This window comes from Pseudobdellovibrionaceae bacterium (assembly GCA_023954155.1).
In the GTDB taxonomy this organism is placed as follows: domain Bacteria; phylum Bdellovibrionota; class Bdellovibrionia; order Bdellovibrionales; family UBA1609; genus JAMLIO01.
Window position 1 is genome coordinate 217093 of record JAMLIO010000001.1, and the last position, 25412, is coordinate 242504.

General features: G+C 40.7%; 23 protein-coding genes. 6 read left to right on the top strand and 17 right to left on the bottom strand.

The window, feature by feature from the left end; translation table 11 throughout:
- The first annotated feature begins 63 nt into the window (after positions 1-63).
- Positions 64-540: a hypothetical protein gene (locus tag M9899_00955; GenBank protein MCO5112722.1), complete on the top strand. Its 477-nt coding sequence runs from the start codon at positions 64-66 to the stop codon at positions 538-540.
- Between the two features lie 194 nt (positions 541-734).
- Here M9899_00955 and murA read toward each other — a convergent pair whose 3' ends face one another.
- From murA to rho, 5 genes are all read right to left on the bottom strand, one after another.
- Positions 735-2000 (bottom strand): UDP-N-acetylglucosamine 1-carboxyvinyltransferase, encoded by a 1266-nt coding sequence (gene murA / locus M9899_00960; protein MCO5112723.1) that lies wholly within the window; start codon positions 1998-2000, stop codon positions 735-737.
- Positions 2001-2002: 2 nt separating this feature from the next.
- On the bottom strand, positions 2003-2842 hold the full coding sequence (locus M9899_00965; protein MCO5112724.1) for a peptide chain release factor N(5)-glutamine methyltransferase: 840 nt from the start codon (positions 2840-2842) through the stop codon (positions 2003-2005).
- A 2-nt stretch (positions 2843-2844) separates the two neighbouring features.
- The gene (gene prfA / locus M9899_00970; protein MCO5112725.1) at positions 2845-3921 is read right to left on the bottom strand and encodes a peptide chain release factor 1; all 1077 of its coding nucleotides are present in this window, start codon (positions 3919-3921) and stop codon (positions 2845-2847) included.
- A 114-nt stretch (positions 3922-4035) separates the two neighbouring features.
- Entirely contained in the window at positions 4036-4290 is a 255-nt protein-coding gene (locus M9899_00975; protein MCO5112726.1) for a type B 50S ribosomal protein L31, read from the bottom strand.
- Positions 4291-4573: 283 nt separating this feature from the next.
- Positions 4574-5788 (bottom strand): transcription termination factor Rho, encoded by a 1215-nt coding sequence (gene rho / locus M9899_00980; GenBank protein ID MCO5112727.1) that lies wholly within the window; start codon positions 5786-5788, stop codon positions 4574-4576.
- 792 nt (positions 5789-6580) lie between these two features.
- Here rho and M9899_00985 point away from each other — a divergent pair.
- Positions 6581-6955 carry a PilZ domain-containing protein gene (locus M9899_00985; protein ID MCO5112728.1) on the top strand — a complete coding sequence of 125 codons (375 nt, stop codon included), beginning with the start codon at positions 6581-6583 and terminating at the stop codon, positions 6953-6955.
- Positions 6956-7060: 105 nt separating this feature from the next.
- Here M9899_00985 and M9899_00990 read toward each other — a convergent pair whose 3' ends face one another.
- The 6 genes from M9899_00990 to gatC all read right to left on the bottom strand — a co-directional run bounded on the left by M9899_00990 (position 7061) and on the right by gatC (position 13565).
- A complete protein-coding gene (locus M9899_00990; protein MCO5112729.1) occupies positions 7061-8809 on the bottom strand; it encodes a LysM peptidoglycan-binding domain-containing protein in 1749 nt (582 codons plus the stop codon).
- Between the two features lie 119 nt (positions 8810-8928).
- Positions 8929-9441, bottom strand: a complete 513-nt coding sequence (locus M9899_00995; GenBank protein MCO5112730.1) for a DUF192 domain-containing protein — start codon at positions 9439-9441, stop codon at positions 8929-8931.
- Positions 9410-10324, bottom strand: a complete 915-nt coding sequence (locus M9899_01000; protein ID MCO5112731.1) for a hypothetical protein — start codon at positions 10322-10324, stop codon at positions 9410-9412. The genes M9899_00995 and M9899_01000 overlap by 32 nt, the downstream gene beginning before the upstream one ends.
- Before the next feature lie 32 nt (positions 10325-10356).
- On the bottom strand, positions 10357-11814 hold the full coding sequence (gatB, locus tag M9899_01005) for an Asp-tRNA(Asn)/Glu-tRNA(Gln) amidotransferase subunit GatB (GenBank protein MCO5112732.1): 1458 nt from the start codon (positions 11812-11814) through the stop codon (positions 10357-10359).
- Complete coding sequence (gene gatA, locus M9899_01010) at positions 11804-13276, bottom strand: Asp-tRNA(Asn)/Glu-tRNA(Gln) amidotransferase subunit GatA (protein MCO5112733.1); 1473 nt, start codon at positions 13274-13276, stop codon at positions 11804-11806. Before gatA ends, gatB begins: the two co-directional genes overlap by 11 nt.
- A gap of 1 nt (position 13277) precedes the next feature.
- A complete protein-coding gene (gene gatC, locus M9899_01015) occupies positions 13278-13565 on the bottom strand; it encodes an Asp-tRNA(Asn)/Glu-tRNA(Gln) amidotransferase subunit GatC (protein ID MCO5112734.1) in 288 nt (95 codons plus the stop codon).
- Positions 13566-13756: 191 nt separating this feature from the next.
- Here gatC and ligA point away from each other — a divergent pair, with 191 nt between their 5' ends.
- The gene (gene ligA / locus M9899_01020; GenBank protein MCO5112735.1) at positions 13757-15823 is read left to right on the top strand and encodes an NAD-dependent DNA ligase LigA; all 2067 of its coding nucleotides are present in this window, start codon (positions 13757-13759) and stop codon (positions 15821-15823) included.
- 53 nt (positions 15824-15876) lie between these two features.
- Here ligA and M9899_01025 read toward each other — a convergent pair whose 3' ends face one another.
- The 4 genes from M9899_01025 to M9899_01040 form a co-directional block, all read right to left on the bottom strand.
- The gene (locus tag M9899_01025) at positions 15877-16071 is read right to left on the bottom strand and encodes a hypothetical protein (protein ID MCO5112736.1); all 195 of its coding nucleotides are present in this window, start codon (positions 16069-16071) and stop codon (positions 15877-15879) included.
- Between the two features lie 213 nt (positions 16072-16284).
- A complete protein-coding gene (locus tag M9899_01030; GenBank protein ID MCO5112737.1) occupies positions 16285-18444 on the bottom strand; it encodes a hypothetical protein in 2160 nt (719 codons plus the stop codon).
- A gap of 105 nt (positions 18445-18549) precedes the next feature.
- Positions 18550-19632, bottom strand: a complete 1083-nt coding sequence (locus M9899_01035) for a hypothetical protein (protein MCO5112738.1) — start codon at positions 19630-19632, stop codon at positions 18550-18552.
- A gap of 110 nt (positions 19633-19742) precedes the next feature.
- The gene (locus M9899_01040; protein MCO5112739.1) at positions 19743-21188 is read right to left on the bottom strand and encodes a metallophosphoesterase; all 1446 of its coding nucleotides are present in this window, start codon (positions 21186-21188) and stop codon (positions 19743-19745) included.
- A gap of 120 nt (positions 21189-21308) precedes the next feature.
- Here M9899_01040 and M9899_01045 point away from each other — a divergent pair, with 120 nt between their 5' ends.
- The 3 genes from M9899_01045 to M9899_01055 all read left to right on the top strand — a co-directional run bounded on the left by M9899_01045 (position 21309) and on the right by M9899_01055 (position 24249).
- Positions 21309-22592, top strand: a complete 1284-nt coding sequence (locus M9899_01045; GenBank protein MCO5112740.1) for a PLP-dependent transferase — start codon at positions 21309-21311, stop codon at positions 22590-22592.
- Entirely contained in the window at positions 22589-23359 is a 771-nt protein-coding gene (locus M9899_01050; protein ID MCO5112741.1) for a 1-acyl-sn-glycerol-3-phosphate acyltransferase, read from the top strand. The genes M9899_01045 and M9899_01050 overlap by 4 nt, the downstream gene beginning before the upstream one ends.
- A 173-nt stretch (positions 23360-23532) precedes the next feature.
- A complete protein-coding gene (locus M9899_01055) occupies positions 23533-24249 on the top strand; it encodes a hypothetical protein (protein ID MCO5112742.1) in 717 nt (238 codons plus the stop codon).
- Between the two features lie 31 nt (positions 24250-24280).
- On the opposite strand, the gene tatC is transcribed toward M9899_01055, so the two are convergent.
- Positions 24281-25018: a twin-arginine translocase subunit TatC gene (gene tatC, locus M9899_01060; GenBank protein MCO5112743.1), complete on the bottom strand. Its 738-nt coding sequence runs from the start codon at positions 25016-25018 to the stop codon at positions 24281-24283.
- A complete protein-coding gene (gene tatB, locus M9899_01065) occupies positions 25011-25412 on the bottom strand; it encodes a Sec-independent protein translocase protein TatB (GenBank protein MCO5112744.1) in 402 nt (133 codons plus the stop codon). The genes tatC and tatB overlap by 8 nt, the downstream gene beginning before the upstream one ends.

Genomic DNA, 25412 nt, shown 5'->3' on the forward strand with positions numbered 1-25412 from the left:
ATCAAAATAAAAAAGAGAAGAAGACGTCTCAAGTTGGCACACCACTTGCCTATAGAGAGGTGTATGAAGATGACGTATTTAGTAAAATCACATTGGAAAAAAATCTTACTTTCGGTTTACGTTGTAGCCGTTTTAGTGATCTCAGCCACTGTCAGAGCTGAAAGCACAATCGACCCTCAAGCTTTGAAATTGGAACTAGACCAGATCAAGGCTGAACTGAGCTTTTTAAAAGAACGTAAATTACTTGATATTCAAGCTAATGATATGAGCACTGGACATGTCAGTGCTTCTGCCCAAAGTCTTGTTGGACATTTTGAAGTGACACCTTTGCAGTTTGAAAACACCAACAAGGTGTACTTTATAGCTCTTCCAAGCCAAGCTCGGTTTACTGTAGAACTCAATTCCTCTGATATTGACTTTGAGCGTTTAGATTTACATGGTCTGTATCAAGTTGAAGGCTTTGTGGTGAAACAAGCTCTTCCATCGCGCCCCCAATTTTTACCTAATTTGATTGTGACAAGTATCAAAATACAAAGATAGCCCCTCTTTCTTTGTCTCCTGCCTACTTGGCACTCCGCCCTGGTTTTCTCCCCTCTTAAACCAGGGCTTTTTTTTATGGTCGATCCATCCTAACTCTAAGCTTATATCTTAATTTTGGAGACAGCTTTGACACTGTTTCCGTCCTGACATGGTCACGTCGAATGAAAGGATCACCTCAGTGAGACCTCTGCGACTTACAGGTCTTTTTCTCTTTGTGTTTTAGCGCCCAGCGATGCCAGTTTGTTTTCTAGATTTTCATAACCTCGATCCAAATGATAGATGCGCTTTACATAAGTCACACCATCTGCAATCAGCCCCGCTAACACTAACGAAGCGCTGGCTCTAAGGTCTGTGGCCATAACGGTGGTCCCACTGAACGCAGGACGTTTACCTTTAACTACCGCAGTCCTAGTATTCACCTCTATCTCCGCACCCAGTCTATTCAACTCAGGCACGTGCATAAATCTATTCTCAAAAATGGTTTCCTTCACAGATCCCACACCCTCGCAAGCACACAGCAATGTCATAAATTGTGCCTGTAAGTCTGTAGGAAAACCTGGATGGGGCATAGTTGTGATATTTGTACTTTTCAGTCTTCCCAGTGTGGCATCCACTTCAATCCAATTATTGCCAATTTCTACTTTCACACCTGTTTCTTTAAGCTTTTCTAAGAAAGCCTCTAGATGCTCTGGGTTACACTCTGTAACCTTAACCTTTCCACCAGTGATGGCGCCCGCAATCAATAAGGTCCCTACTTCTATACGATCCGCAATCACTTCATGCTTTACCGCATGAAGTTGGTCCACACCCTCAATCTCGATAATGGAGGTTCCTAAACCTTTAATTTTTGCACCCATTTTAATGAGCATTTCTCCTAAGTCGACCACTTCAGGTTCACGTGCGGCATTGTTAATGACTGTGGTTCCTTTTGCCAAAGTGGCTGCCATTAAAATATTTTCGGTCCCACCCACTGTCGGCATATCAAAAGCAATGTGAGCACCACTCAGGCCCTCTGGGGCTGAGGCGTAAACATATCCATCTTTAAGTTCTACTTGAGCGCCCATTTTTTTTAAGGCTTCTAAATGTAAATTGATGGGACGCGAGCCAATGGCACATCCCCCTGGCAAACTGACCTTAGCGGTTTTTTCCTTTGCCACTAGGGGCCCCAAACATAAAATACTAGCACGCATTTTCCTTACGATGTCATACGGAGCTTCTTTTTCGATCGTCGAGGGTCGGTCAATGATCAAACGACCATTGTTGTAATCCGACTGACATCCCAGCACCTCTAACAAAGCAATGGTGGATAATGTGTCTGCAAGATGAGGGACTTTATTCAACTCAAATTTTCCTTCAGCAAGCAATGTTGCAAATAAAATAGGTAAACTGGAGTTTTTTGCTCCGCTAGCTTTCACCTCACCCATCAGCTTTTGCCCACCTTCAATTTTAATTCTATCCATGCTTAGACTCCCTCATCTAAATGCCAAAATCTATCTACCTGAAATTGATCTCTTAAGATTTTATAGGTCCAACCTTGAGCTTCCGCATAGGTTCCCAGTTCTCCAGCTTGACCCTCTCCAAATTCAAAATAGATTGTACCCTTTGCTTTAATATTATTTTTACTCCAAATAGACCAACCCTTTAGATAGGCGTAACCATCATCATCCGCGTACAAAGCATGAGGAGGTTCATAGAGCTTCACATTGTCATCAACTCTTTGATCTTCACTAGCAATATAAGGCGGATTAGAAACAATCAGGTCTAATTTTTGTCCTGCTAATAGGTTTTGCGCTTCGATCAGACTAGAACTAATTGCATATCTATTTTCATCAATCTTATGATTTCTTAAATTCCTAAGAGTGACTGCCACTGCTCCTGGTGAGTCTTCTACAAAAAATACTTTTGATTGCGGATATTCCAGCAACAGACTTATACCAATACACCCACTGCCTGCACCAATATCCATGATGAGTTGAGGTGTGCGCCCTTGGTTTTTTAAATCTTTAATTACAAGTTCTACAAGATATTCAGTTTCCGTTCTAGGAATGAGAACATTGTTATCTACATAAAATTTATGTTTATAAAAAAAGTGTTCATTTAAAATATATGATAACGGATAGCCCTGTTGAAGACTGTAAGCCTCTTTTTCCAATAAACTTAAATCCCGCTTGGAAATCTCTTCTTGTGACCCGATGATCAAAGAAAAATCCTTTTGCAGCTGAAATTCAATAAGAGCGCGAGCATCTGGCTCAGACAGTTCGTATTTATTTTTGATAAAGCTATAAATTTCTTTAAGAATCAAATTTAGCCCTCACCTTGAGAACGCTTTAGCGCTTCAGCTTGGAAGTAGGTGATCAAGGGATCTACGACCAACGACATATTCCCGCCCATAATCTCGTCAATACGATGTAATGTTAAACCAATTCTGTGATCGGTCACACGAGTCTGAGGGAAATTATAAGTTCTGATTCTTTCGGATCTATCACCTGTACCGATCTGACTTAAACGCTGATCGGAGGCTTCTTTAATCTTACGTTCCTCTTCTGCCGCTTGCAGTCGTGAGTATAAAATTTTAAATGCCTTTTCACGGTTTTGAATCTGAGATCGACCATCCTGACAAGTGACCACAATGCCCGAAGGAAGATGTGTCAATCTGACAGCAGAGTCTGTGGTGTTAACGTGCTGTCCACCCGCACCACTTGATCTGTACACATCCACTTTGACATCCTTAGGATCAAGTTTAATATCCACTTCAGTGGCTTCTGGTATCACCGCCACGGTAATTGTCGACGTATGAACACGGCCTTGAGTTTCTGTTTGCGGAACTCTTTGCACTCGATGAACACCACTTTCGTATTTCATTTTACTAAAAACTTTGGCACCCGATATACTGGCAATGATCTCTTTGGCTCCACCTGCATTACCATCAGCAAAAGACATCAGGTCTACTGACCATGACTGGGACTGAGCATAGTGTTGGTACGCACGAAACAATTCCTCAGCAAACAGACTGGCCTCATCACCACCTGCGCCTGCTCTGATTTCTAAAATCACGTTCTTGTCGTCGTTGGGGTCTTTGGGTAAAAGACTGATTTTAAGTTCTTGTTCCAGCAATTCTAATTCAGGTTCTAGTTGTCCTAACTCTTCTTTGGCTAAATCCCGAAGTTCTTCATCCTTCTCATCAATCAACAACTGTTTATTATCTTGGATTTGTTTTTTGATTCCTGCATATTTGCGATAGGCCTCAACGATAGGTTGCAGTTCGGAAAACTCTCTCATTAGCTGTTGATATTTTTTCTGGTCGTTTGCAACCTCAGGACGTTGCAAATCTCTTTCCACTTTTTCAAACTTTCTTTCTACTTCTTGTAGTTTGTCGAACATGAATCCTGCCTTAATTTCAGAGACACTCTTTATGGATATAGGATACCGATGGATTTTAAATAAAAAAAGGTCCTTTTGCTAACAAAAGGACCTTTAAAAGTTCTAAATGAATATCTAGTTTTTTGAGAAACGAGCGTACTTCTTCTTGAAACGATCAATACGTCCTTCAGTATCAAGAACTTTTTGTGTTCCTGTATAGAAAGGGTGTGAAGCACTAGAAATCTCAACTTTGTAAAGCGGGTACTCTTTACCGTCTTCCCACTCAATAGTTTCTTTGGTTTGAACTGTTGAGTAAGTTAAAAAAGCAAAGTCTGCTGAAATGTCTTTGAAAACAACGGGTCTGTAATTGGGATGAATGTCTTTTTTCACTATCTTGCTCCTGCTTGGAAAGCCTACTTTATAGTCTTCCTAGAATTAAAAATCAATGTTTCATTAAAGCTTTTTTAAGGTTGGCAAATACCTAAAATATCCTGTGTTTTTATATAGTTACGGCCTATGGTCAAAATTACTGGCTTTTTATAGCTCAGAAACTCAGGTTCCTTAGCCGCAGATGTATTCGCGAATGCTCTCCTAAGAGGCACTCCCTTAGTAAAACACAACGGGGATTAGAGCAAAAAAAAGGGGAGATCATTTGCCTCTCTCCTCCTCGCCGCTACTGATTCATGCCCTTTAAAAAGTCAATGTTGGTCTTGTCTGATTCTAACTTGCCCAACAAGAACTCCATACTGTCTACCACATTCATGGGGGCTAGAACCTTTCTAAGAATCCACAATCTGTTCAAGTCAGCCTTATCTGTCAGCAGGTCTTCTTTACGCGTACCTGACTTATTGATGTCCATACATGGGAAGATACGTTTTTCCATCAATTTACGATCCAGTAAAATTTCAGCGTTACCAGTTCCTTTAAATTCTTCAAAAATGACCTCGTCCATTCTTGAACCCGTATCAATCAGCGCGGTAGCAATAATAGTGAGACTTCCGCCTTCTTCAATGTTTCTCGCCGCACCAAAAAATCTTTTAGGTCTGTGCAGAGCATTGGAGTCCACACCCCCAGAAAGAATCTTTCCAGATGGTGGCACAACCGTGTTGTAGGCGCGCGCAAGTCTTGTAATCGAGTCCAGCAAGATCACAACATCGTGCTTATGCTCCACCAACCGCTTGGCCTTTTCAATGACCATTTCAGCCACTTGAACGTGTCGTGTTGGTGGCTCGTCAAAGGTCGAGCTGACCACTTCGCCCTTCACATTACGTGACATGTCTGTCACCTCTTCAGGACGTTCATCAATCAACAGTACGATAAGTGTCACTTCAGGGTGATTGGCCGTAATAGCGTTAGCAATATTCTGTAGAATGACCGTTTTACCTGTTCTAGGAGGAGCCACAATAAGGGCTCTCTGGCCTTTACCTAAGGGGGCCATAAGATCAATCACTCGGGTCGTGTACTCTGAAGGGTTGTGCTCTAGCTTTAGTTTTTCACAAGGATAAAGTGGCGTTAAGTTGTCGAATAGAATTTTATCTTTGGCGTGCTGAGGCGGCTCATAGTTGAGCGCATCCACCTTTAAAAGAGCAAAATATCTTTCTCCTTCTTTAGGTGGTCTTACCGTCCCTACAACCGTATCGCCCGTTCTTAGACCAAAACGACGAATTTGTGATGGGCTCACGTAAATGTCATCTGGACCTGGCAGATAGTTATAGTCAGGAGATCTTAAAAACCCATACCCATCTGGCAGAATTTCAAGAACACCATCTCCATAAATGTCCCCTAAGGTTGCAGCCCTTCTAAGGATTTCAAATACTAACTCTTGGCGTCTGAGCCCCGCCGCATTTTCAACCTTAAACTTCGTTGCAAGGTCCGTAAGGTCGTTAATCTTCTTTTGTTTAAGGTGTTTTGAACTCAGTTCTTTTTTCTCTTGTTCTGTAAGATCAATATCTGAAAGGTCAATTTCAGATACAGGCACTCTTTCGATCTCGTCTATCCCTTTGCCACCCATAACATGACCATCCTCTTCAAACCCCTGTCTTTTTCGGCGTTGCTGACCATTGCTATTATTACCATTACGTTGATCGCGATTATTATGATTATTCTTGTGACGACCAAACTTCTTATGATTATTATATTTTTTTTCTCGATTATCCTCTTGGCGACTCGGGCTTTCTTCTCTTTCAGTATTTTGAGATGTACTTTCTGTTTTCGCGCTTACCGCTTCAGGCGAAGGCTCTGGGGCTCGCCCCGCATCGTCTTTACCCGCAGTTTTTTCAGTTTTGGGTGCAACCTCTACTACTTTTTTACTTTTGGTTGCTGTTTTCTTAGAGCTTTTTTTTATTTCTTCTGTTTCATCAGACATCGGAATCCTTGTATTTTATGATTATTTTTTTAAAGACTGCTTGGTTTATTTGATTTTAAATTTTAGTTAATTTTGACCCACTTCAAAAATTCTGTTTACCACGAACTTCTATATTTACATAAAAGGCTATTATGTTCTGGGAGATTCCAAGATCATTTAAAAGCCATATCTTGTCAACCCCAAAGTCTAGAGGATTTATTTCAGATCATAAACTTACTGGCCCTGAGGCTAGGTAACCCCCAAAAATATCTACATTTTTTAAAGAATTGCCTCAAATCCTTTGTGGTATTGCCGAAGAGAACATTGGAGGTAGTTATGTCTGTTGGTTCAAATTCTGGGGCACCAGCACCAAGGTTTCCAGTCGAACTCGATGTCGAGTTTCGAAAGAGTTATGGCAGAGATGCCATTGGTGGTACACTAAAGAATATTAGCATCAGCGGCGCGTTTCTAGAAAACTCTCATCCTGACATACAAGAAAACGACAAGCTACACATTACTATCAATGTGAGTGGGCGCGAACGCATCTTAAATGCCACTGTGGTTTGGAAAAACCAACGTGGTTGTGGAGTGAAATTTTCTCCATTTAACAACAAAGACATCCAAATCGTTGACGATCTTATTTATTTTTTAGAGTCGAAACGAGAGAAACGAAGAGATGTTTTAGACAATATTTTTAAAAAAGTGGCTTAACCTAACTTGTCGATTTATTGATCTGGGTTAGCTATAAATAAAAAGGGCTTTGACAGCCCTTTTTTTATTCTTATTGTACCTTGATCTTAATTCATGAGGTTGGCTTTACAGATCAATACGAGTTTTAGTTTGCTCATCAATCTGAGTGTTTCCAGCAAAATCAAAATCATCTACACCCACAGATTCACGCTTACCACGTCGTCTACGAGCAATGAAGAATAGACCCGCTAGGATCAACGCACCACCAGCACCAAGGCTGATCTTGTCAATCATAGACTGATCCAAACCAAATGGGCCTAAGTTTTTAGTTCCTGCATTTTTGAAGTTGTCTGGTATTGCTTGAGCCGCGGCATCTTGTCCACTCATGCCCGTATCCAAACCATCATCAAAACTAGTATCATTCGCGGCTTGATCTCCAAAACCTTGATCAAAGTCATCATTAAACCCTTGATCAAAATCGGGCTGCACTTCCGTCACGGCACCCTCATTGGCGGCAACTTGGTTATTATCCTCAGCAAAATCATCAAAACCTGCATCGAAGTCAGGCTCTACAGTTCCTGAACCTGCATTGTTCATATTTGTGGTCACAGATAGTGGCTCTTCTTCAGCAGGTTCGATCAATTCAGGTTGATTGTTTTGAGCCAATGTTGGCGCTGCTGCAATTCCATCAGGAAAGTATCTTAAGTTATGATTTCTTGATACGGCCCACTTGGACTCAACATCTGGGTTTGTCGCCCAAACTTCCATCCAACTTCTTGGATGACCTAATAAGTCTTGTGCTACTTTTCGGATACTTTGACCAGATCTGATTTCCTGATACTGCGCTTGTGCTCCAATATCATCATAATAAAACATCATTCGATTATTATCATTTGGACGATTAGGAGAGTTGTAATAAATCTTTTCGCCCACTTTTAAGTTATTTGGCTTTATTGTAGGGTTGAGCTGCTGTAAATTGGCTGAACTGTTAGACCCATAAATTTTATCTTTAATAGATTTTAAAGTATCTCCCTCTCTGACTATATAAAGAGTATTTAACAAAATACCCGCTCTATTGAATGGAGAGGCCGCCATTTTTTGTACGGGTACAAGATTCTTGGCCACAGCATCCACTGTGTCACCCACACCAAATGTTTGACCCACACCTGTCTCAGCTTTTGATCCTAAAAGCTGAGATGCCGTTGGGCCACCACCTACAGGGGTTTCCTCTGTAGTCACTATGTTTTCTCTGGCTACCGCTTGCTCTTGCTCACCAAACAGATCATTTTCAGAAATGACATCGTTTGAGTCTACGATATTTTGTTGGGTCTCGAAATCATCGGCAAAGGCATCTTCAAAGCTCAGGTCGTTACTTCCTGCGCCGCCATCCGCAACATCCATATTGTCAAATTCTGCAAACACGTCGTCTTCATCAATATCTAGATCGCCCGCACCTGCAACAGCTGTGTCTTCGTCATCTAAATCAAAGCTTTCATTTTTGGCAACGCTTTCGTCTGTCATGAACTCATCAAATTCGTCAAACTCCGCATCTGATCCATCAGCAAAGTCTGTTTCAAAATCACTGGATTCATCAAAGTTCTCGCCTTCAAACTCATCGAACTCAACATCAGATAAAAGCTCGGCGTCGTCGCTAATATCCAAGTCACTATCTACACCCTCAAGGTCTACAGCGACACCACTTTCTTCTAAGACATCTTCATCACTAAAAAAGTCTTCAGCATTAAACTCACCTGTTTTTTCAATGTCTTCAATTTCAGAAATGCTCAGATCATCTTGTCCTACGTTGTTTGAAGAGCACGAGATGACCGTCAATAATGAAAACATTAGGATCGGTATTAGAATTATTTTTTTCATAGCTGCCAACACTCCTAGACGTTTCTTCATAATACAGTACACCATACATTATAATGGTGTGAAAAGAGATTTTTCACACCCAGCCCTTGATCTATTACTGCCAACAAGCACCTTAGTTTCTATTTGATCTTATTTTTGTGATTCTTTTTTTGTGTTAATTCTGTGTTAATCCACTTAAAAGGTGTTCCGATTCCGATTTTGTTTTTCTCAAACCATCCCTGATTCACTTCCAGTGCGTATTGAGCCCGCTTCTGACTGACGATGGAGTCTATTTTTTTATCCAGAAAACTCTTAACAGGTTTCATTTCTGCGATTTCTACTAGTTTTTTATTCTTATCAAAAAACCCTATAGATAAAGGGATCAAGGTGTTTTTCATCCAAAAACCCCTGTGGTCCTCACCTTCATAAACAAATAACATCCCGTAATTCTCTGGAATTTGTTTCACAAACATCAAACCACGTTCTTTTTGCTTCATGGTCTTTGCCACATCCACATCAAGAACCTGGCTGCCAAGCTGAATTTTAGACTTTTCAAATACCACCTCAGACTTTGGGCTAGCAGAAACACTAGACCAAAGTAAGAGCGCTAAAATCCCAAAGCTACTTGTTAATAATACTTTTTGCTGCGCCATGCCTTATTCCTCGGGTTGAAACTTTGTACGAATCCATCCCAAAGAATTTCATAGATTCCTCAAGGATTGCAAGTCCCACTGGTAAAACATCTGCTCTCTTGGCCTCAATAAAGGGATACTCTTGTAATCTCTGCTCGAGGTTTTTGTACGAGTAACTTTCTGTTAATTGCTTTAAGTGATCTTGGGTCAAAACGAAATCCTCAATTTGATCATCATCAAACTTTCCTAACACCAGAGCAACAGCGTTCGTGGGTGTTCCCGATACTGCCATCAAGAAGTCTAAAGCGTTCTGTTCTTTAATTCGTTTCAGAGTCTCACTCTGTAATAATGCACTTCGAATGCCTTCGCGAACTTTAAATTCTCGATTTATGAAATCATGGGCTGTGGAATATCTTTCAGTAAATCTTACCGCTCCCATATCTAAACTGGTTCGTAAAACAATCTCACCTCTCTGAGCCAAAATATATTCTGTCGAACCCCCACCAATATCTACAATCACACCCGTGTGTTCTGTAAAATAATCTCTGACACCCTCAAAGGTCATCTGAGCTTCTTCTTCGCCAGATAAAATTCTAATGGGGATTCCGTACTTTGTTGCTAATCCTAGAAATTCCTCTTTATTCTTGGCATCACGCGCAGCACTGGTGGCTACACCTAAAACGTGTTCAACGCCATACTGTCTGAAAAGATCAGAAAACCTCTGGAAGGCTTGCTCAGCTCTGTTTAGAGCCGAGAGCGAAAGCCTTTTATCCTGATCTACCCCTTCTGACAGACGAGTTAAAATCACCTCATCATGAAGTTTTGTAATATTACCCAAGGGATCTGCTTTAAAGATCAAGCAAATGAATGAATTCGAACCTAAATCCACAGCGGCGGCAATCATGGTTTCCCTTTTCCTAATAGTTAAAATTCCAACTAACCCAAAAGTCTTTTTAGAATTTCATTCACCTTATCTGGATTAGCCTGTCCCTTAGATTCACGCATAATTTGACCCACAAAAAATCCAAATAGTTTTGTTTTACCAGATCTGTATTCAGATGTCTGACTTGGATTTTTATCTAACACGCTTTGAACCAAGGCTTCAATCTGTCCTTCGTCTGTAATCTGGGTTAAGCCTTGGCTGGCCACGATGTCCTTGGGTGATTTACTTGGGCTTCCTGATCTACTGGATTGCCACATTTCATCAAAAACGGATTTTGCGATCTTGCCTGATATGGTTTTGTTATCGATCAAAACAATCAGCTCCGCAAAGTCTTCTGCTTTGATAAGGTTCTGCGAAAATTCTAAGTTTTCTTCATTTAGCCTACGCAACAACTCACCCATAATCCAATTCGATGTCGCTTTAGGGTTTTTAGAAAGCTCTGCGGCTTTTTCGAAAAATACCGCCATATCTCGGTCTTGGATCAAAACATGAGCGTCATATTCTGGAAGACCCAGCTCTTGTTGAAAACGCTCTGCTTTTTTCAGAGGAAGCTCTGGTAAATTTTTTTTAATTTCTTCGATAAAGCCTTGCTCCAAATATACTGGCAATAGATCTGGGTCAGGGAAATACCGATAGTCCTGCGCCTCTTCTTTACTGCGCATAGAAAACGTTTTGCCCTTAGAAGAATCAAACAAACGCGTTTCTTGAACAATAGTGCCACCCTCTTCATAGACGTCAATTTGTCTTAAGATTTCAAACTCAAGTGCTTTTTCAATAAATTTAAAGGAGTTAATATTTTTGATCTCTACCCTTGTACGAAATTGAGTCTCGTCGGTTTTCATAACGCTGACGTTGCAATCACATCTTAAAGAACCCTCTTCTAAGTTTCCATCACAGACGTCCAGATACTGTAAAATGGACCGAATAGTTCTGGCATATTCCGCCGCTTCTTCGGGGGCCCCCATATCTGGGCCAGATACTATTTCTAACAAAGGGACACCACTTCTATTGTAATTGATTAAGCTTTGGCTTCCATCGTGAATAGATTTTCCTGCGTCTTCTTCCATGTGGGCTCGCTCAATTCTGATTCTTTTTTTCTGATCACCCAATAAAAACTCAACATAACCTTCGTAACAGATCGGCAGTTCAAATTGTGATATCTGGTAACCTTTAGGTAAATCTGGATAGAAATAGTGTTTTCTGGCAAAAACAGATCTGTCTCGGATTTGACAGTTAAGTGCTAGACCCGTCTTTACAGAAAACTCAATGGCTCTTTTATTTGGAACAGGCAATGCACCAGGCATTCCCATACTCACCGCAGAGATGTTCTCATTGTCCGCACTACCAAAAGCCGCTGAATCTACAGAAAACATCTTCGATACAGTTTGCAACTGCGCATGAATCTCTAAGCCAATCACAGCCTTCCATCCATTGGGTATATTAAAAGCCATTGGGCACCTCTTTATAAAATTCAAAACTCTCTTCTAAGTTGAGAGCAACATCAAACATGGATTGCTCATCAAAAGCGTTTGCTGTGATTTGAATACCTGTAGGTAAACCATTTTCATCCGTCGATATGGGCACAGCCATTCCAGGTAGACCACAAAGATTTGTGGCCGTCGTAAAATAGTCATTCAAAAACATCTTTAATGGATCCTGCACTCGTTCACCAATCTTAAAGGCAGGCGTAGCCGCAACTGGTGATACAATCACATCGCAACCTTTAAAGGCTTCAAGGTACTGATCACGCAACATACGTCTGACCTGGCAAGCCTTACCGTAAAAGGCATCATAATACCCTGCTGATAAAGCAAATGTTCCTAGTAAGATCCGACGCTGCACCTCTTCACCAAAGGCCTCGCCTCTATTTCTAGAATAAAAATCTTCTAAACTTTTTGCTGGACGAGATTCAAAATCAGAACGATATCCATAGCGAACACCATCGTATCTCGACAAATTGCTTGAAGCTTCGCTGGCCGCAACTAAATAGTAGATCGGGATCGCATATTCTGAAAAAGGAATGCTTACTTCTACAATTTCTGCACCATTTTTTTTCAATGTTTCTAAAGCCAAGTCCCATGCTTTTTTCACAGAAGCATCCACTTCAGAATTGATGTACTCTTTAACGACACCAATTTTTTTACCTTTCACATTCGCACTGATATTCTTAGTCCACTGTGGTACTGCTTTATTTACAGACGTATTATCAAAGGGATCTGCGCCGCACATATGCTCCAAACTAAGAGCGGCGTCTTTGACTTTTAAAGTCATTGGACCTGCCTGATCTAAACTTGATGCAAATGCCACAATCCCATAACGGCTGACTCTACCATAGGTAGGCTTCACACCCACAATCCCGCAAAAACTGGCAGGCTGTCTGATTGACCCGCCTGTATCTGTTCCCAAAGCCATAGGAGCCAAACGCGCGGACACGCTCGCAGCAGAACCTCCACTTGAACCTCCTGGCACATACTCTGCATTCCACGGATTTTTACTTGCCCCAAAGCAAGAGGTTTCATTACTTGATCCCATCGCAAACTCATCCTGATTGCACTTACCTAAAAGCACCATTCCTGAATTTTGCAGTTTATGGATCACCGTCGCAGAATACGGAGGAACAAAATTCGACAACACCTTAGATGCCGCTGTTGTCAGCAAGCCCTTTGTGCAAAACATCTCTTTAGCCGCATACGGTACACCAGCCACAGGCGAAAGACTTTCACCTTTTGCCCTTAATTCATCTATTCTTTGTGCTTCATCAAGAGCTTTCGTATTTACAGTCACTATACTGTTGATATTTTTGTCCAAAGATTCAATTCTTGATAAATAAAATTCAGTTGCTTCTTTGGAACTTATTTTTTTACTTTCTAGATTTTGTGATAATTCAAATAGGCCCATGCTTAAAAGCGACATCTTACTCTCCTCCCACAACTGGTGGAACTTTAACCAAACGACCCTTCACTTCTGGGGCCTGGCTTAGGGTATTTGCCACAAACTCATCATCTGATAAGGCTTGGTCTTCTCGAAATATGGGCCGATCATCGTGGGGGGTCACTAAGGGCTCTACACCATCTGTATTTATGGACTGAATTTGAGCAAAGTAATCTAGTATTCCTTCTAGTTGCTTCTCGATCTCAGCCTTCTTTGCATCTGCAATTTGCAGTCTTGCTAAACTCGCTATTTTATTTATATCAATTTTCATATCTTATCCTATCTCACACCCTCGTTATGGTCCGATTTGCTGCGTCGCGTATCCCGCTACAAACCCTCCTGACTTCCTTTTGTAAAAGGCTTTCCTGCGGGATTCAAGTTCTATTTAATAATAAAAAACCGTAGTATTATATTTCTGTTTTTTAAGACCTGCTTCTTAAAAACATTTGGAACAAGGGAATTATGAATAAAACGTCCATTAAAGAAGAACTCAAAGAACTACGCCAAAAGATTCAACATCATAACTACCTCTACCATGTTCTGGACACCCCAGAAATCACGGACTTTGATTACGATCAAATGTTTCAAAGACTCCTTGAACTGGAGTCCCAACACCCAGAACTCATTACAAACGATTCGCCCAGCCAAAGAGTCGGCGGCGAGACATTAAGTTCTTTTACCAAGGTCTCCCATCGCCTACCCATGCTTTCATTACAAAACACCTATTCTGCCGATGAACTTGTGCAATTTCATGAACGACTCCTTAATTTTTTAAAAGGACAGGGCCATTTCACTTACTTCTGCGAACCCAAATTTGACGGCTTAGCCGTTGAACTTGTCTACGAAGATGGAGTGTTGATTAAAGCCCTCACCCGTGGAGATGGAGTTACAGGCGAAGACATCCTCTCTAATATCAAAACCATTTCCTCGATTCCCTTAACTCTCAGCTGGAATCAAAAATTACCCCTTCCACGCATTTTAGAAGTTCGAGGTGAAGTTTTGATGTTTAAAAAAGACTTTGCCCGCCTTAATGAAAGTATCCAACTTGAAGGTAAAAACACTTTTGCTAACCCTCGTAACGCTTCAGCAGGCAGTTTAAGGCAGCTTGATCCCAAGGTTGCAGCTTCTAGGCCCCTACGTTTTTTCGCTTATGCTCCAGGAATTATTGACGGTTTAAAACTTCATTCACAAATGGAATTCTTTCAACTCATACGGGATTTGAAAATACCTAATGCTTTCGACTTTCCTCTGGGCAAAGACACTTCAAACACTACCGATATATCTGATTTTGACCTCTATCAAGTGTGTAAGACCCCAGAAGACGTTGTTCGATACTATAGACAAATGGAGTCTTTAAGATCTCAACTTCCTTTTGAAATTGATGGCGTTGTGATCAAAGTGAACGAGTTTTCCATTCAAGACATTTTAGGACAGGTGGCTCGAAGCCCACGTTGGGCCACCGCAGGAAAATTTAAACCTGAACAGGCAGAGACCATCATTGAACGCATTGACGTTCAAGTGGGCCGCACAGGAGTATTTACACCTGTTGCTGTCATGAAGCCCGTTCGTGTAGGTGGAGTGCAAATCACAAGCGCTACTCTTCACAACCAAGATGAAATCGACCGTAAAGACATTCGGCAAGGAGACACTGTTATTATTCATCGGGCTGGTGATGTGATCCCTGAAGTGGTGAAAGTAGTCATAGAGAAAAGGCCTATCGTGAGCCAACCCTATAAAATTCCTACCACCTGTCCTTCTTGTGGGCATGAGGGGGTGCAAAACGAAGGTGAAGTGGCCATCCGATGTATCAACCCACTATGTCCCTCTGTCTTTAAAGAAAGTTTAAAACATTTTGTTTCACGTAAAGCCATGAATATCGATAAGTTGGGGTCAAAAATTATTGATCGCTTTGTTGATGAAAAACTAATCCAATCCTATTCCGATATTTATCTTTTAAAAGCTGGGGACATTTTAAAGTTAGATCGCTTTGGCGATAAATCTGTTGAAAATCTTTTGCAATCCATTGAAACGAGTAAGAATGTCGATTTTGATCGCTTCATTTACTCTCTAGGAATCCGTTTTGTCGGAGAGCAAACAGCAAAAACACTGGCTCACTCATTCAGTAACTTGGATCAACTTTTAAAAGCAGAATTGGACACTTTGGTGAGCCTTGAAGATATAGGACCCAAAGTCGCACAATCTATCGTTTCTCAATTTCAGGACAAAATCTTTGTTAAAGAGATTAAAAAATTATTATCCGTCGGGATCACCCTTAGATATCAGGAGAAAACCAAGACCATTCATCCTGCATTTGAAAATAAATCTTTTGTCATTACTGGAACCTTAGCCGTTTCCAGAAATGAAGCCGCAGTCTTTATAGAATCCTTAGGTGGCAAGATCACCTCTACTGTCAGCAAAAAAACGAGTTATGTTGTTGTAGGAGAAAATCCTGGGTCAAAAGCAGAAAAGGCCACTGAATTGGGGCTTGCTATCTTGAGTTGGGAAGATGTACTAGCTTTGGCCCAATAAAAAATGCGACCCCAAAAGGAGTCGCATTTAAAAAATATATTATAAAAGTATTACTACAGATGATCGATAACAATGTCTCTGGCCATAACAGTTTTGCGGCCATCAGACTTTGCAGATTCAACGCCTCTATTACAAAGCTGTTCAATTGCTTTGCTTAATACATCAATAGTTTCTGCAGATGTATTACAACCGCTTTTTTCTTTGATATACTTTTTTACTTTACTTGTTACAACTAAAACTTCGGCCATTCAAATCCTCCTAGGTGGTTCCTATAGGTTATATTAAGCAGGATTTTGTTTTAATTACTAGTGAAATTTTCTTTACAGATGGATTTTAAACAATTTGTCGCCGTGCAAAATGCAAAATTGTCCACATATCCACAGAGGATTCTTATATTTTATTTTTAATTCTTTTACGAAATAACACAAATTAGACAATTCTGCCGTTGCTCTTGATATTTTTTAGATTCCATTCATAAGAAATTGTACTCTGAACTGGTCACTCATGTGTCCGAATACATCCTTACAGCTGTCGGGTCTTTTACACTGACGAATATCGCGTGGCCATGGCAGACCATTACTTCGCCTTCCCGCTACGTGCCTTCCTGTCACTCGTTCATAGGCTTTTCTTGCAGCTAAATCTCGAGGCTCATATTTGCTCGGGTCAAAACCTTCACCACGTTTCTTTGCGTTTTTATATTTATCTTCTACATTCGATGCAGGACTACGAGATGTGTTCTCAGATAAAATTCTACTATCCGAACTGAACGAAGAGCCTCCGCCCTGTCCCCCTTCGGTTTTACTAGAGAAAACTTGTTTATTTCCACCCTTTTTAAATTTACTATCTTTTGCAGAACCCGCTTTTCCTTCTGGGCTTCCAGCGCCACTTCCATCCGTATTCGTTGGTGCTCCCTGAAAGCCCGTATAAGAAGATCCACTTCCGCCTCTAAAATTTCCCGCTGTTTTATACATATTTGCCGTATTAAATCCATTGCGAGCACCTGTTGGGATAGCCGCATTTTCTCTTACAAATCCCTTTGTATTACCAGCCAGATTACCACCCCCGCTTGTTGTGGCATAATTATCTGTACTCCCACTGTATCTACCATTGGCGTTCCCATAGTAAGAATTTCCAGAATAATCGACACCGTTATACTGCCCCACTTTTTCACTGGCCGTAGCGTTCTGCCCTAATTGCGCCAACATTTGGCTTGGATTTAAGCCTCCACCCGCATTAGGAGTCGTTCCTCCACCATACGCATTGGTGTTGTCTAAGTACTTATCGCTCGCCTTATTTTGTGAAGTAGGTGTTGAAGTCTGTGGCTGTGTAGGATTCGTTGCCGTTCTTGTGGTCGTAGGTGTAGTTCTTGGCGAAGTTTCTAAATTTGCTGGTCGCGGACGCGGAATAGGAACCGAGTCCATTGTTATAGGCAATGTTACAGGTGGCTCTTGTCCACCAAGCAGATCTGTAACAGTACCACCGCCACCTGGATCGACTGGTACTGCTGAACGGTAAGCGTTTTGATAAAACTCAGGGGTTCCTGCTGCTTCATAGTTTGAAGGCCTATAAGTACTAATATAGTCTGGGGTAGCATCAGAAACTGTTGTAGGAGCGGCTAGTTTTCCCGAAGCGATATCTGCCTCCCTCTGTCTTTGTTCCTCCCATGCTGCTGCCGCATCGGCTTCAGCAGCTCTTCTTGAGAAATATTGCAATCCAACATTGTTTCCTGATGTCTCTAAACCAAGATCGACGGCATCCTCAGTGTATGACATTTGTTGACCCGATACACCACTGATATCCCCTGTCTTTCCAGCAATACCACTTGCGACACATTCTTGAGTCTGAGTTGTTGCACGGTCTAAATCAGCAACTTGTGCATTGATCATACTTTCTAACTTATTAAAGTTTGCTAGCATATTTTGATACTGCGCCACCATATCTTCTTCTGGCTGGATGGGAAAGCTCGCAAGCTTTGGATTATATGCCGTAGCTTGAGCATAACCATTAGAACTTCTACCTGATTCGCTCACGGATTGAGCCCTTACTTCACCCACTGCTGGTGTCGTGCACGGCTCTTTTAAAGTTTCAAAAAGCGTCCGACATCCATCAAGCAGACCACTGTTGGTTTCTTTTGCGCTTGTAATCAAAGGTAACATGTCCGCACAACCACTTATTCCTTCTGCTTTTACACCTTGTAACTCCACGGACACACAGTTGTTTTTAAATTGACCAACACGATAATCACAAACACTTTTCTTTTCTTTCATTTTCTCTACGGCTATCTTTTCTGCCTCGTCTTGAGCCCTTTCTTGCGCAAATTGTTCAGCCTTCGCCTTCGCTTCTGCGAGTGCTACTTCACAAAATTGAGCTTTATTCTCTATATTATCTGGCGCAGAGCACGAGCTTCTTGTCGGCAATGTCACATGATCTAGTATTGATGGGGCCTCGTCTCCATCTTCTGAAGTACTTAGTTTGATAGCATGTTCAAGACCCAATAGTTTTCCCGTCCCAGATTCTTGCAACCCACCAAGTCCCCCATCACTAGGACTATAAGCATGAGTACTTAAAGAAAAACCAAGAATAACTAGAAAAAAATAAGATCTGTTCCAATTGCTTTTCATAACACCTTCTTATCGACAAAAGTCGATAAGAGGAGAAGAATCCTTTGTTTCAATATGAGAATTTAAGTGTTTTTTTGTTAACTGTAGCGACAGTGTCGCCTGCATTTATTGCGCTTTGTGCAATGCTGCCATACGGCCATCAATTCGAACGCTTTCAAGATTGTACTTCTGAGCTATTTGGTTACCAGAAATATTCCTATTATAATCACGATGATGAGCAACATCCTGTGTCTTTATCACAGGCGCAGCAGCATCGACATCCTCCCCAGACGCTGTACTTATGTGACCAAGAATTCCCACTTGTCCTGCGTACTCGCCCACTAGAGGAGAACCACTAGCTATAGACCACGTATCACTTGTGTCATAAACCATTCCATTGCCAGCAGAGGCCTGTATATTTGTTGTTTGATAACTTTGTTCTAAGGGTCTTGCACTGTCTCTATGAAAAGAAACTCTCGCAAAATTTTTAAAATCACTGATCTTAACGTCCGAATTTGAATAGACAAAATATTTGGCGTATCCTCTTTGTCTACCGCTAGGCATAATTTCTTCTGAAAGTTTTATTCCATCAGTAGGTTTAAGCTTAAAAATCAATACATCCTCGCCTCTTGTACCCCATTCTTTACCCGCCTCTAAATTGATGGGTGGCCATTCAATTTGTGATGATCGCATAGCAAATTCTTTTAAATTGCTGTCCATATATAAATATTTTAAATTTGGATAAAATTGAGCTTGGGCCATTTCTGCCTCACTACAAGGCTTGCCTTCTTTATTTAATACTGGCTTCCCGCTTCTATCAAAAAAGCTGTGGGCAGGAAGAACCACATAATCTGCATCATCATTTGTGCGCTTAACTATAGTACCAGTAAAAGTTCTGTTACATACAGAACCTGCACCCACCACATCTGACAAAGCATCAATTTTAGGATCTTTATTTGTAGTAATGCTTTTTCTGTCGTCTTTGTCATAAATGGCAATATTAGAACACTGCCAGTCTTGAGCCCATGCAGCTCGAGACTTCATGTCTTCACACAGACTTAGCATATTCGACGTCGGAGCACGACCACCACAACTTCCATCAATGCAGTACCCAGCCTCAGATGCTGTAGGCGTCGTCGGATTGGCCCATGCCATAATCGGAAGTAAACACAGTAAAATTCCAAATGTGATTCGAACTTGTTTTGTCATGCAATGATATATACAAAAACCATACCCAAAAACAAGCCCCATAACCCACTAAAATAACTGGTTTTTTTGAATATATTTCATCCTGACACGCTTATTTTATAGTCACTTGTCTATCCTTCCCAAACTTCAAGACTTGCGACCCTCTTTTCTTGGTTCGGAAGACGTTTAATTAACACATAATTACGACGACTATTAACGACCGTGCACTCCACATCCTTAAAGTTGGGAGACCAGGTTCCAGAGTTCAAATGCTCCACGGGGCCAATAATTTCATGTAAGGCTCTATGCGTATGACCGTAAACCACACGGTTTACACCTGTAATTAAACTTGAAAGCGTTAAAATCTTCTCTTTAGGCTCTTTTACTTTCTGCACATCTGAGGTGATGGTTCTCGAGTAAAACACAAAGAAGGGTAAAAACAAAAGATAAACTAAAAGTATCCAATAAAATGAAAACGAGAAGATTCTATCTACAATAAAGAATATCTGTAAAAGAAATAAAAAACTCACTAAAAATAAGAACGCACGGTCCAACCATAATTCTTTGATCACCAACATCGGGGAACTCGTTGCAGGCGCAACAGCCAACTGCAACATTTCTCTCACCATACGTGGTGTGGCGTTGGCCTTTTCGGCTATAGTTTCAATCTCTGTTTCGTAAGTCAAAGGATCATTCACGGAAAAGGTGATTCGATTTAATAACGAAACCCAGAGAACAGTGATCGAACTCCACAACCATGTCCACATGATCAAAGGTTGAGTGCGCATCATGTATTTAAAAAAGAACCTGACATATTCTGCCGCTGTCATAATATAATTAGACTCAGAGTAGGGGTTGAAGTACCCCATTCCATTGATCAAATATCTTGTGGCTAAATTCCCAAAAGGGATACGCACCTGTATCCTTTCATCGCGAATGATAAAGGGCCTAACTGGTGTATAGGCCAAGCAAAACGGATCATACTGGTTTCCATGTTCAATAAGTGTATCACCATGGCTAACATAAAAGAATTCACAGAATCTGATGTGTTCTAACTGCTCTTCTGTAAGTTCAAAGGATTCTAAAATAAGCTTTTGTACTCTTTTAAAATGCAATTCCAAATCATGGTTACCCACAACGATGACTACGGTATGACCTTGTTTAATAAAATGAGATAAGGCTTCGACCCAAACAGGATGGTCGTTTAATATTTTTTGAATTTTGTATTCTGCCTTATCCTCTTCTGGGTTCAGACCCCTCTTTTTCTCTAACCATGTCACCTTAAAACTTGGATTCTCTGGTATGGAGGTCACACTATCAAAGTCAAAAACATCACCATTTAAAACCAATTCTATTTTCTGGCCTTGAGCTTGTTGATGAATGGCCTCTAAAAAATGTTTAAAATTGTCATCGAAAAAAAACTCTCTGGTTTTATACTTTTTCCAAAAGGGTCTTTTAGGATGAGGGGTTTCCGCCTCACAAAGGTGTAAGTCGCTTAAAACCACCGTATAGCAGGACGCATTATCCGTTCCCAAAGGGTGGTTTACAGAATTTTTCACATTCTTATCTTCAGCCATATTTACAGTCTCGTTTAGAAAGCCCAAAAAGCCAATAGCACTCTACAAAAGTCTTTGCTAAAGCTGTGTTATTGTGGTTTTTTGGCACACATCAGGCCCATATTTGAGCAGGGAGGGACTTTGTCAAAAGATCTAAAAAATAACTCTCAAAAATCATCCCATGATGTTTCTTTTGAAACACGTATGATTCATGGTGAATCCTTAACCCAAGCTTGGGATTTTTCAAAACCACTTATCCCACCCGTCTCATCAAGCACAACATTCCGACTGGGTTCTGTGGAGAGAGGAGCTGCAGGATTTCAATCCTTTGCCAGTGAAAAATTCAATGACGATCCCATTTGGATCTACGATCGACTTGATGACCCAAATGCTCTGATGCTTGAAAATCAACTGGCTAAGGCCGAAGGAGCAGAAACCGCTGTGACCTTTGGAACTGGTATGGCCGCCATCGCAGGGAGCATATTAACTCTTTGTAAACAAAACCAAGAAGTGCTTTGTCATAAAACAATTTATGGCTGCACTTTTAGTCTACTCAAGAACTGGCTGCCTAAATTTGGAATCCAAGGCAAGTTTGTGGATCTGACTCAAGGTTGCGAAGAGTTCATTACCGATAAGACTCGTATCATTTATTTCGAAACAGTTTCAAATCCTGATCTAGAAATCATTGATATTGAATCCATTGCGGCGATCACAAGGAAACTTAATATCAATCGTAGTGACGAAGACAAAATTCTTATTGTGATCGACAACACCTTCCCCACTCCATGTGGGGCACAACCTTTAAGGCTTGGTGCTGATCTTGTCATTCACAGTTTAACCAAAAATATCTCTGGTTTCGGAACAGAAATGGGAGGTGTCGTTATTGGTGCCAAGAGATTTGAAACCTCTTTGAAGTTGGCCAGAAAGGACTTTGGTGCTGTTTTACATCCCCACGCTGCATGGGATATTAACGTACATGGGCTTCCTACTTTGTATTTGCGTAACAAACAACAACAACAAAATGCGCTACAAATCGCACAGTTTTTAGAAGCTCATCCCGCTGTAAAGTCAGTAAAATATCCTGGCCTTGAAAGCTTTAAGTTTTTCAATATGGCTCAAAAAGTTCTACGTAATGCAGAGGGTGAATTTAACCCTGGTTATATGATCTCTTTTGAACTTCACGATGCCGAGAAACACACTACAGCTTTCGTAAACCATGTGGCTGAACACTCCTATTCTATTACTTTGGCTGTGAGTTTAGGGCTGACAAAAACTCTAATTGAACTGCCTAACTACATGACTCACGCCGCAGTGGATGAACAACATAAGACTGACTTTAAGTTTGATCCCTTTTTAGTCAGACTGAGTGTGGGCTTAGAAAATGCCAATGACATTATCAATGATTTAAAAGCAGCTTTGCCATGAGTGCCCTTCGAGTTTTTATAAAGACTCCCTTATTAGTATTTATTATTTCTATTTTCTTTATATTGGGGCTTTTAAATAAAGGCCTTTTCTTTTTCTCTAAAAAAATTCGTCAATCCATTGCCCAAAGAAACACCCAGTGGGCATGCAAGAGCTGTTTAAAAGTTTTTAACATCAAGGTTCAGTATAAACTTTCGCAAATACCTAATGGAGCGTTACTGGTCTCTAACCATATCTCTTATACTGATATCCTCATCATTGCTTCAAAAATTCCCACACTGTTTGTCACCTCTCTTGAACTTAAACGAACTCCCTTCCTAGGTCAGATCACATGGCTAGGAGAATGTCTTTATGTTAATAGACTTTCGCATAAAGATTTAAGTCATGAAATCCACGACCTCAAAAAGACCCTGCAAAATGGTCATAATGTTTTGGTGTTTCCCGAAGCAACCACTTCTGATGGGCTCACCATTAAACCTTACAAATCATCTCTACTTAAAGTCACTGATCATCTTTCTGCCCCTATCTTTAATTACTGTACTAAGTATACGCACACAAATCAGGTCCCACTAAGTGCAAATAATAAAACGTCCTTGTCTTGGACCAACCAACAAAGTTTTTTGGGTCACGCTCTTAAGCTTATGTCCTACAAGTCCATCCGTGTGGATTTCTTAGAAGTAAACCACTTTATGTCTTCTGATTTTAAAGACCGTAAAGAGCTAGCCCAAAACCTGTATCAAAATACGACAGAGATTTATAACAGTTACTAAAGTGTTACCCTTTACAAAGAAAAATAGACCGTCATGCTAGATTTATAAGTCTTAGAGAAACTTTCCCACTAGACCAAGGTTATAGCTAATATTGTAGCATTGTAAGCACACAAAAGGCATACTATTACTGAGATATTAAACTCTTTTTTCCGATATAATTTTAGGTGGGACGTATGAAAAAAATGAAGTTTATTTTAATACTGGCGATCATACCTTTGTTTTTAGTCACCGCAAGCTGTGGTGAAGAGGATGAATTGGCGGGGTTTGGAAATTCCAAACATGTGAAAGTGAGAGTATTCCCTACTGCGCCCATAGTGTTACATGTTGATTGGGAAATTCCCGTCAGCACACCTGACGGTATAACATTTTGGACTTTTGAGGCACCAAATATTAGATTTCGAATTGAGATTGATAACAAAACTGGAGACAAACCCATAACTGTCTTGCTCGCACATACGCTTGTCACTGGACCCAAAGATACAAAAAATGTTTGGATTACACCAGGAAAAATGACTGTCACAGACGAGGATGGAAATGAAACGCCCCAGATAAGATCCTTTATTGTTGAAGTTCCCCCTGGCAGAAAATCTACCTGCATGCATAAAATTGACTATCTTGAATTAGCGAGCACTGGAGACTCCTGTCCAGGTGATCTTGATGAAAATATAGATGATTCTTCTTTATGCTGTCCCACCACAAAAAACTCCACAGCTAGTAGCTGGATATACATGGAAAAACTGCAAGATATGAGCGAGGAGGAGTTGCTTGATCCAAACAACGTTTTTGTTCCGTACATTTTTGAGGGCACTCTTATAGGTTGGTTTGGACCTTCTACTATGCCTGAATCCAACTTTAGAAAACGTTTCTATTTCCAATCCACTCCACTATAATTTCCATATATCAGTCGAGTTTTTATACAGCCTAAAGAGATTCTTTAGGCTGTAGTATTTTAACGCTCACAATAGACAATTCATACAGTCCATACAGAGGGACAAGCATCAAGATCATTGATAGCGGATCAGGGGGCGTGAAGACAGCCGACATGATCGCCAGAATTAAAAAAGCATATCTTCTTTTATTCATTAAAAACTTATCATTCACCACACCCATCATACCTAAGACACTTATTATAAGAGGCATCTCAAAGGCTAAACCAAAAATTAAAATGGTTCGTGTAAAAAAAGCCAAGTACTCTTCAATCGTGATAATGGCCTGATCTGTTCCATCACCAAAACCTAATAGAAATTTAAAGGCAAAGGGAAACACAACGTTATACGCAAATACGGCACCTAAAATGAACAGCAAAGAACCTGATAGAATAAAACCTAAAGCATATTTTTTTTCTTTAGAATACAACGCTGGAGCAATAAATAACCAAATCTGATGAATCCAAAGAGGTGCGCTCAGCAGTGTCCCCGCCAAAAGAGCCACCTTGATATAACCCAAAAAACTTTCCATAGGACTGGTGTAACTTAAACCCCCACCTGTTTTATTTAGATAAGGAGAAATCGGGGCTCTTACAATATTAAATAAGTCTTCTTTCCATATCCACGCGATGACAGCACCGACGACTAAGTAGAACATGATATAGACGATTCTTTTTCTTAGCTCTTTGAGGTGCTCCACAAAGGCGGTCTCTTTGAAATTTTCCTCACTCATTCTCACCCGCGCCTTTGTCTTCTTCTTGCTTTCCCGAGGCAGAACTTTCTTCTTCTGCAGAGTCTGTCCCTAATTCTTGTTTTGCCCTTGATTCAACGGATTGCTCTTGGGCAGGTAACGAAGAGGAGGATGTCACTTGGGATGTGGTTTCTGGATTTTTTTTATTTAGAGGGCCTTCAAGTAAGTTTTTAGCCCTCAGTTGTTTGATCTCGTTAAAAGTTGAGGAAAGTTCTTCATCAACCTTAAGTTCTTTTTTAAATTCTTCAGTCGTTCGTTTTAATTCATTTAAAAAACGGGCAACATTACGGGCAACTATAGGCAGTTGATCTGGTCCGAAAACCAGAAGAGCTATCACCGCCAAGAGTACTAATTCGCCAAACCCAAGCCCAAACAT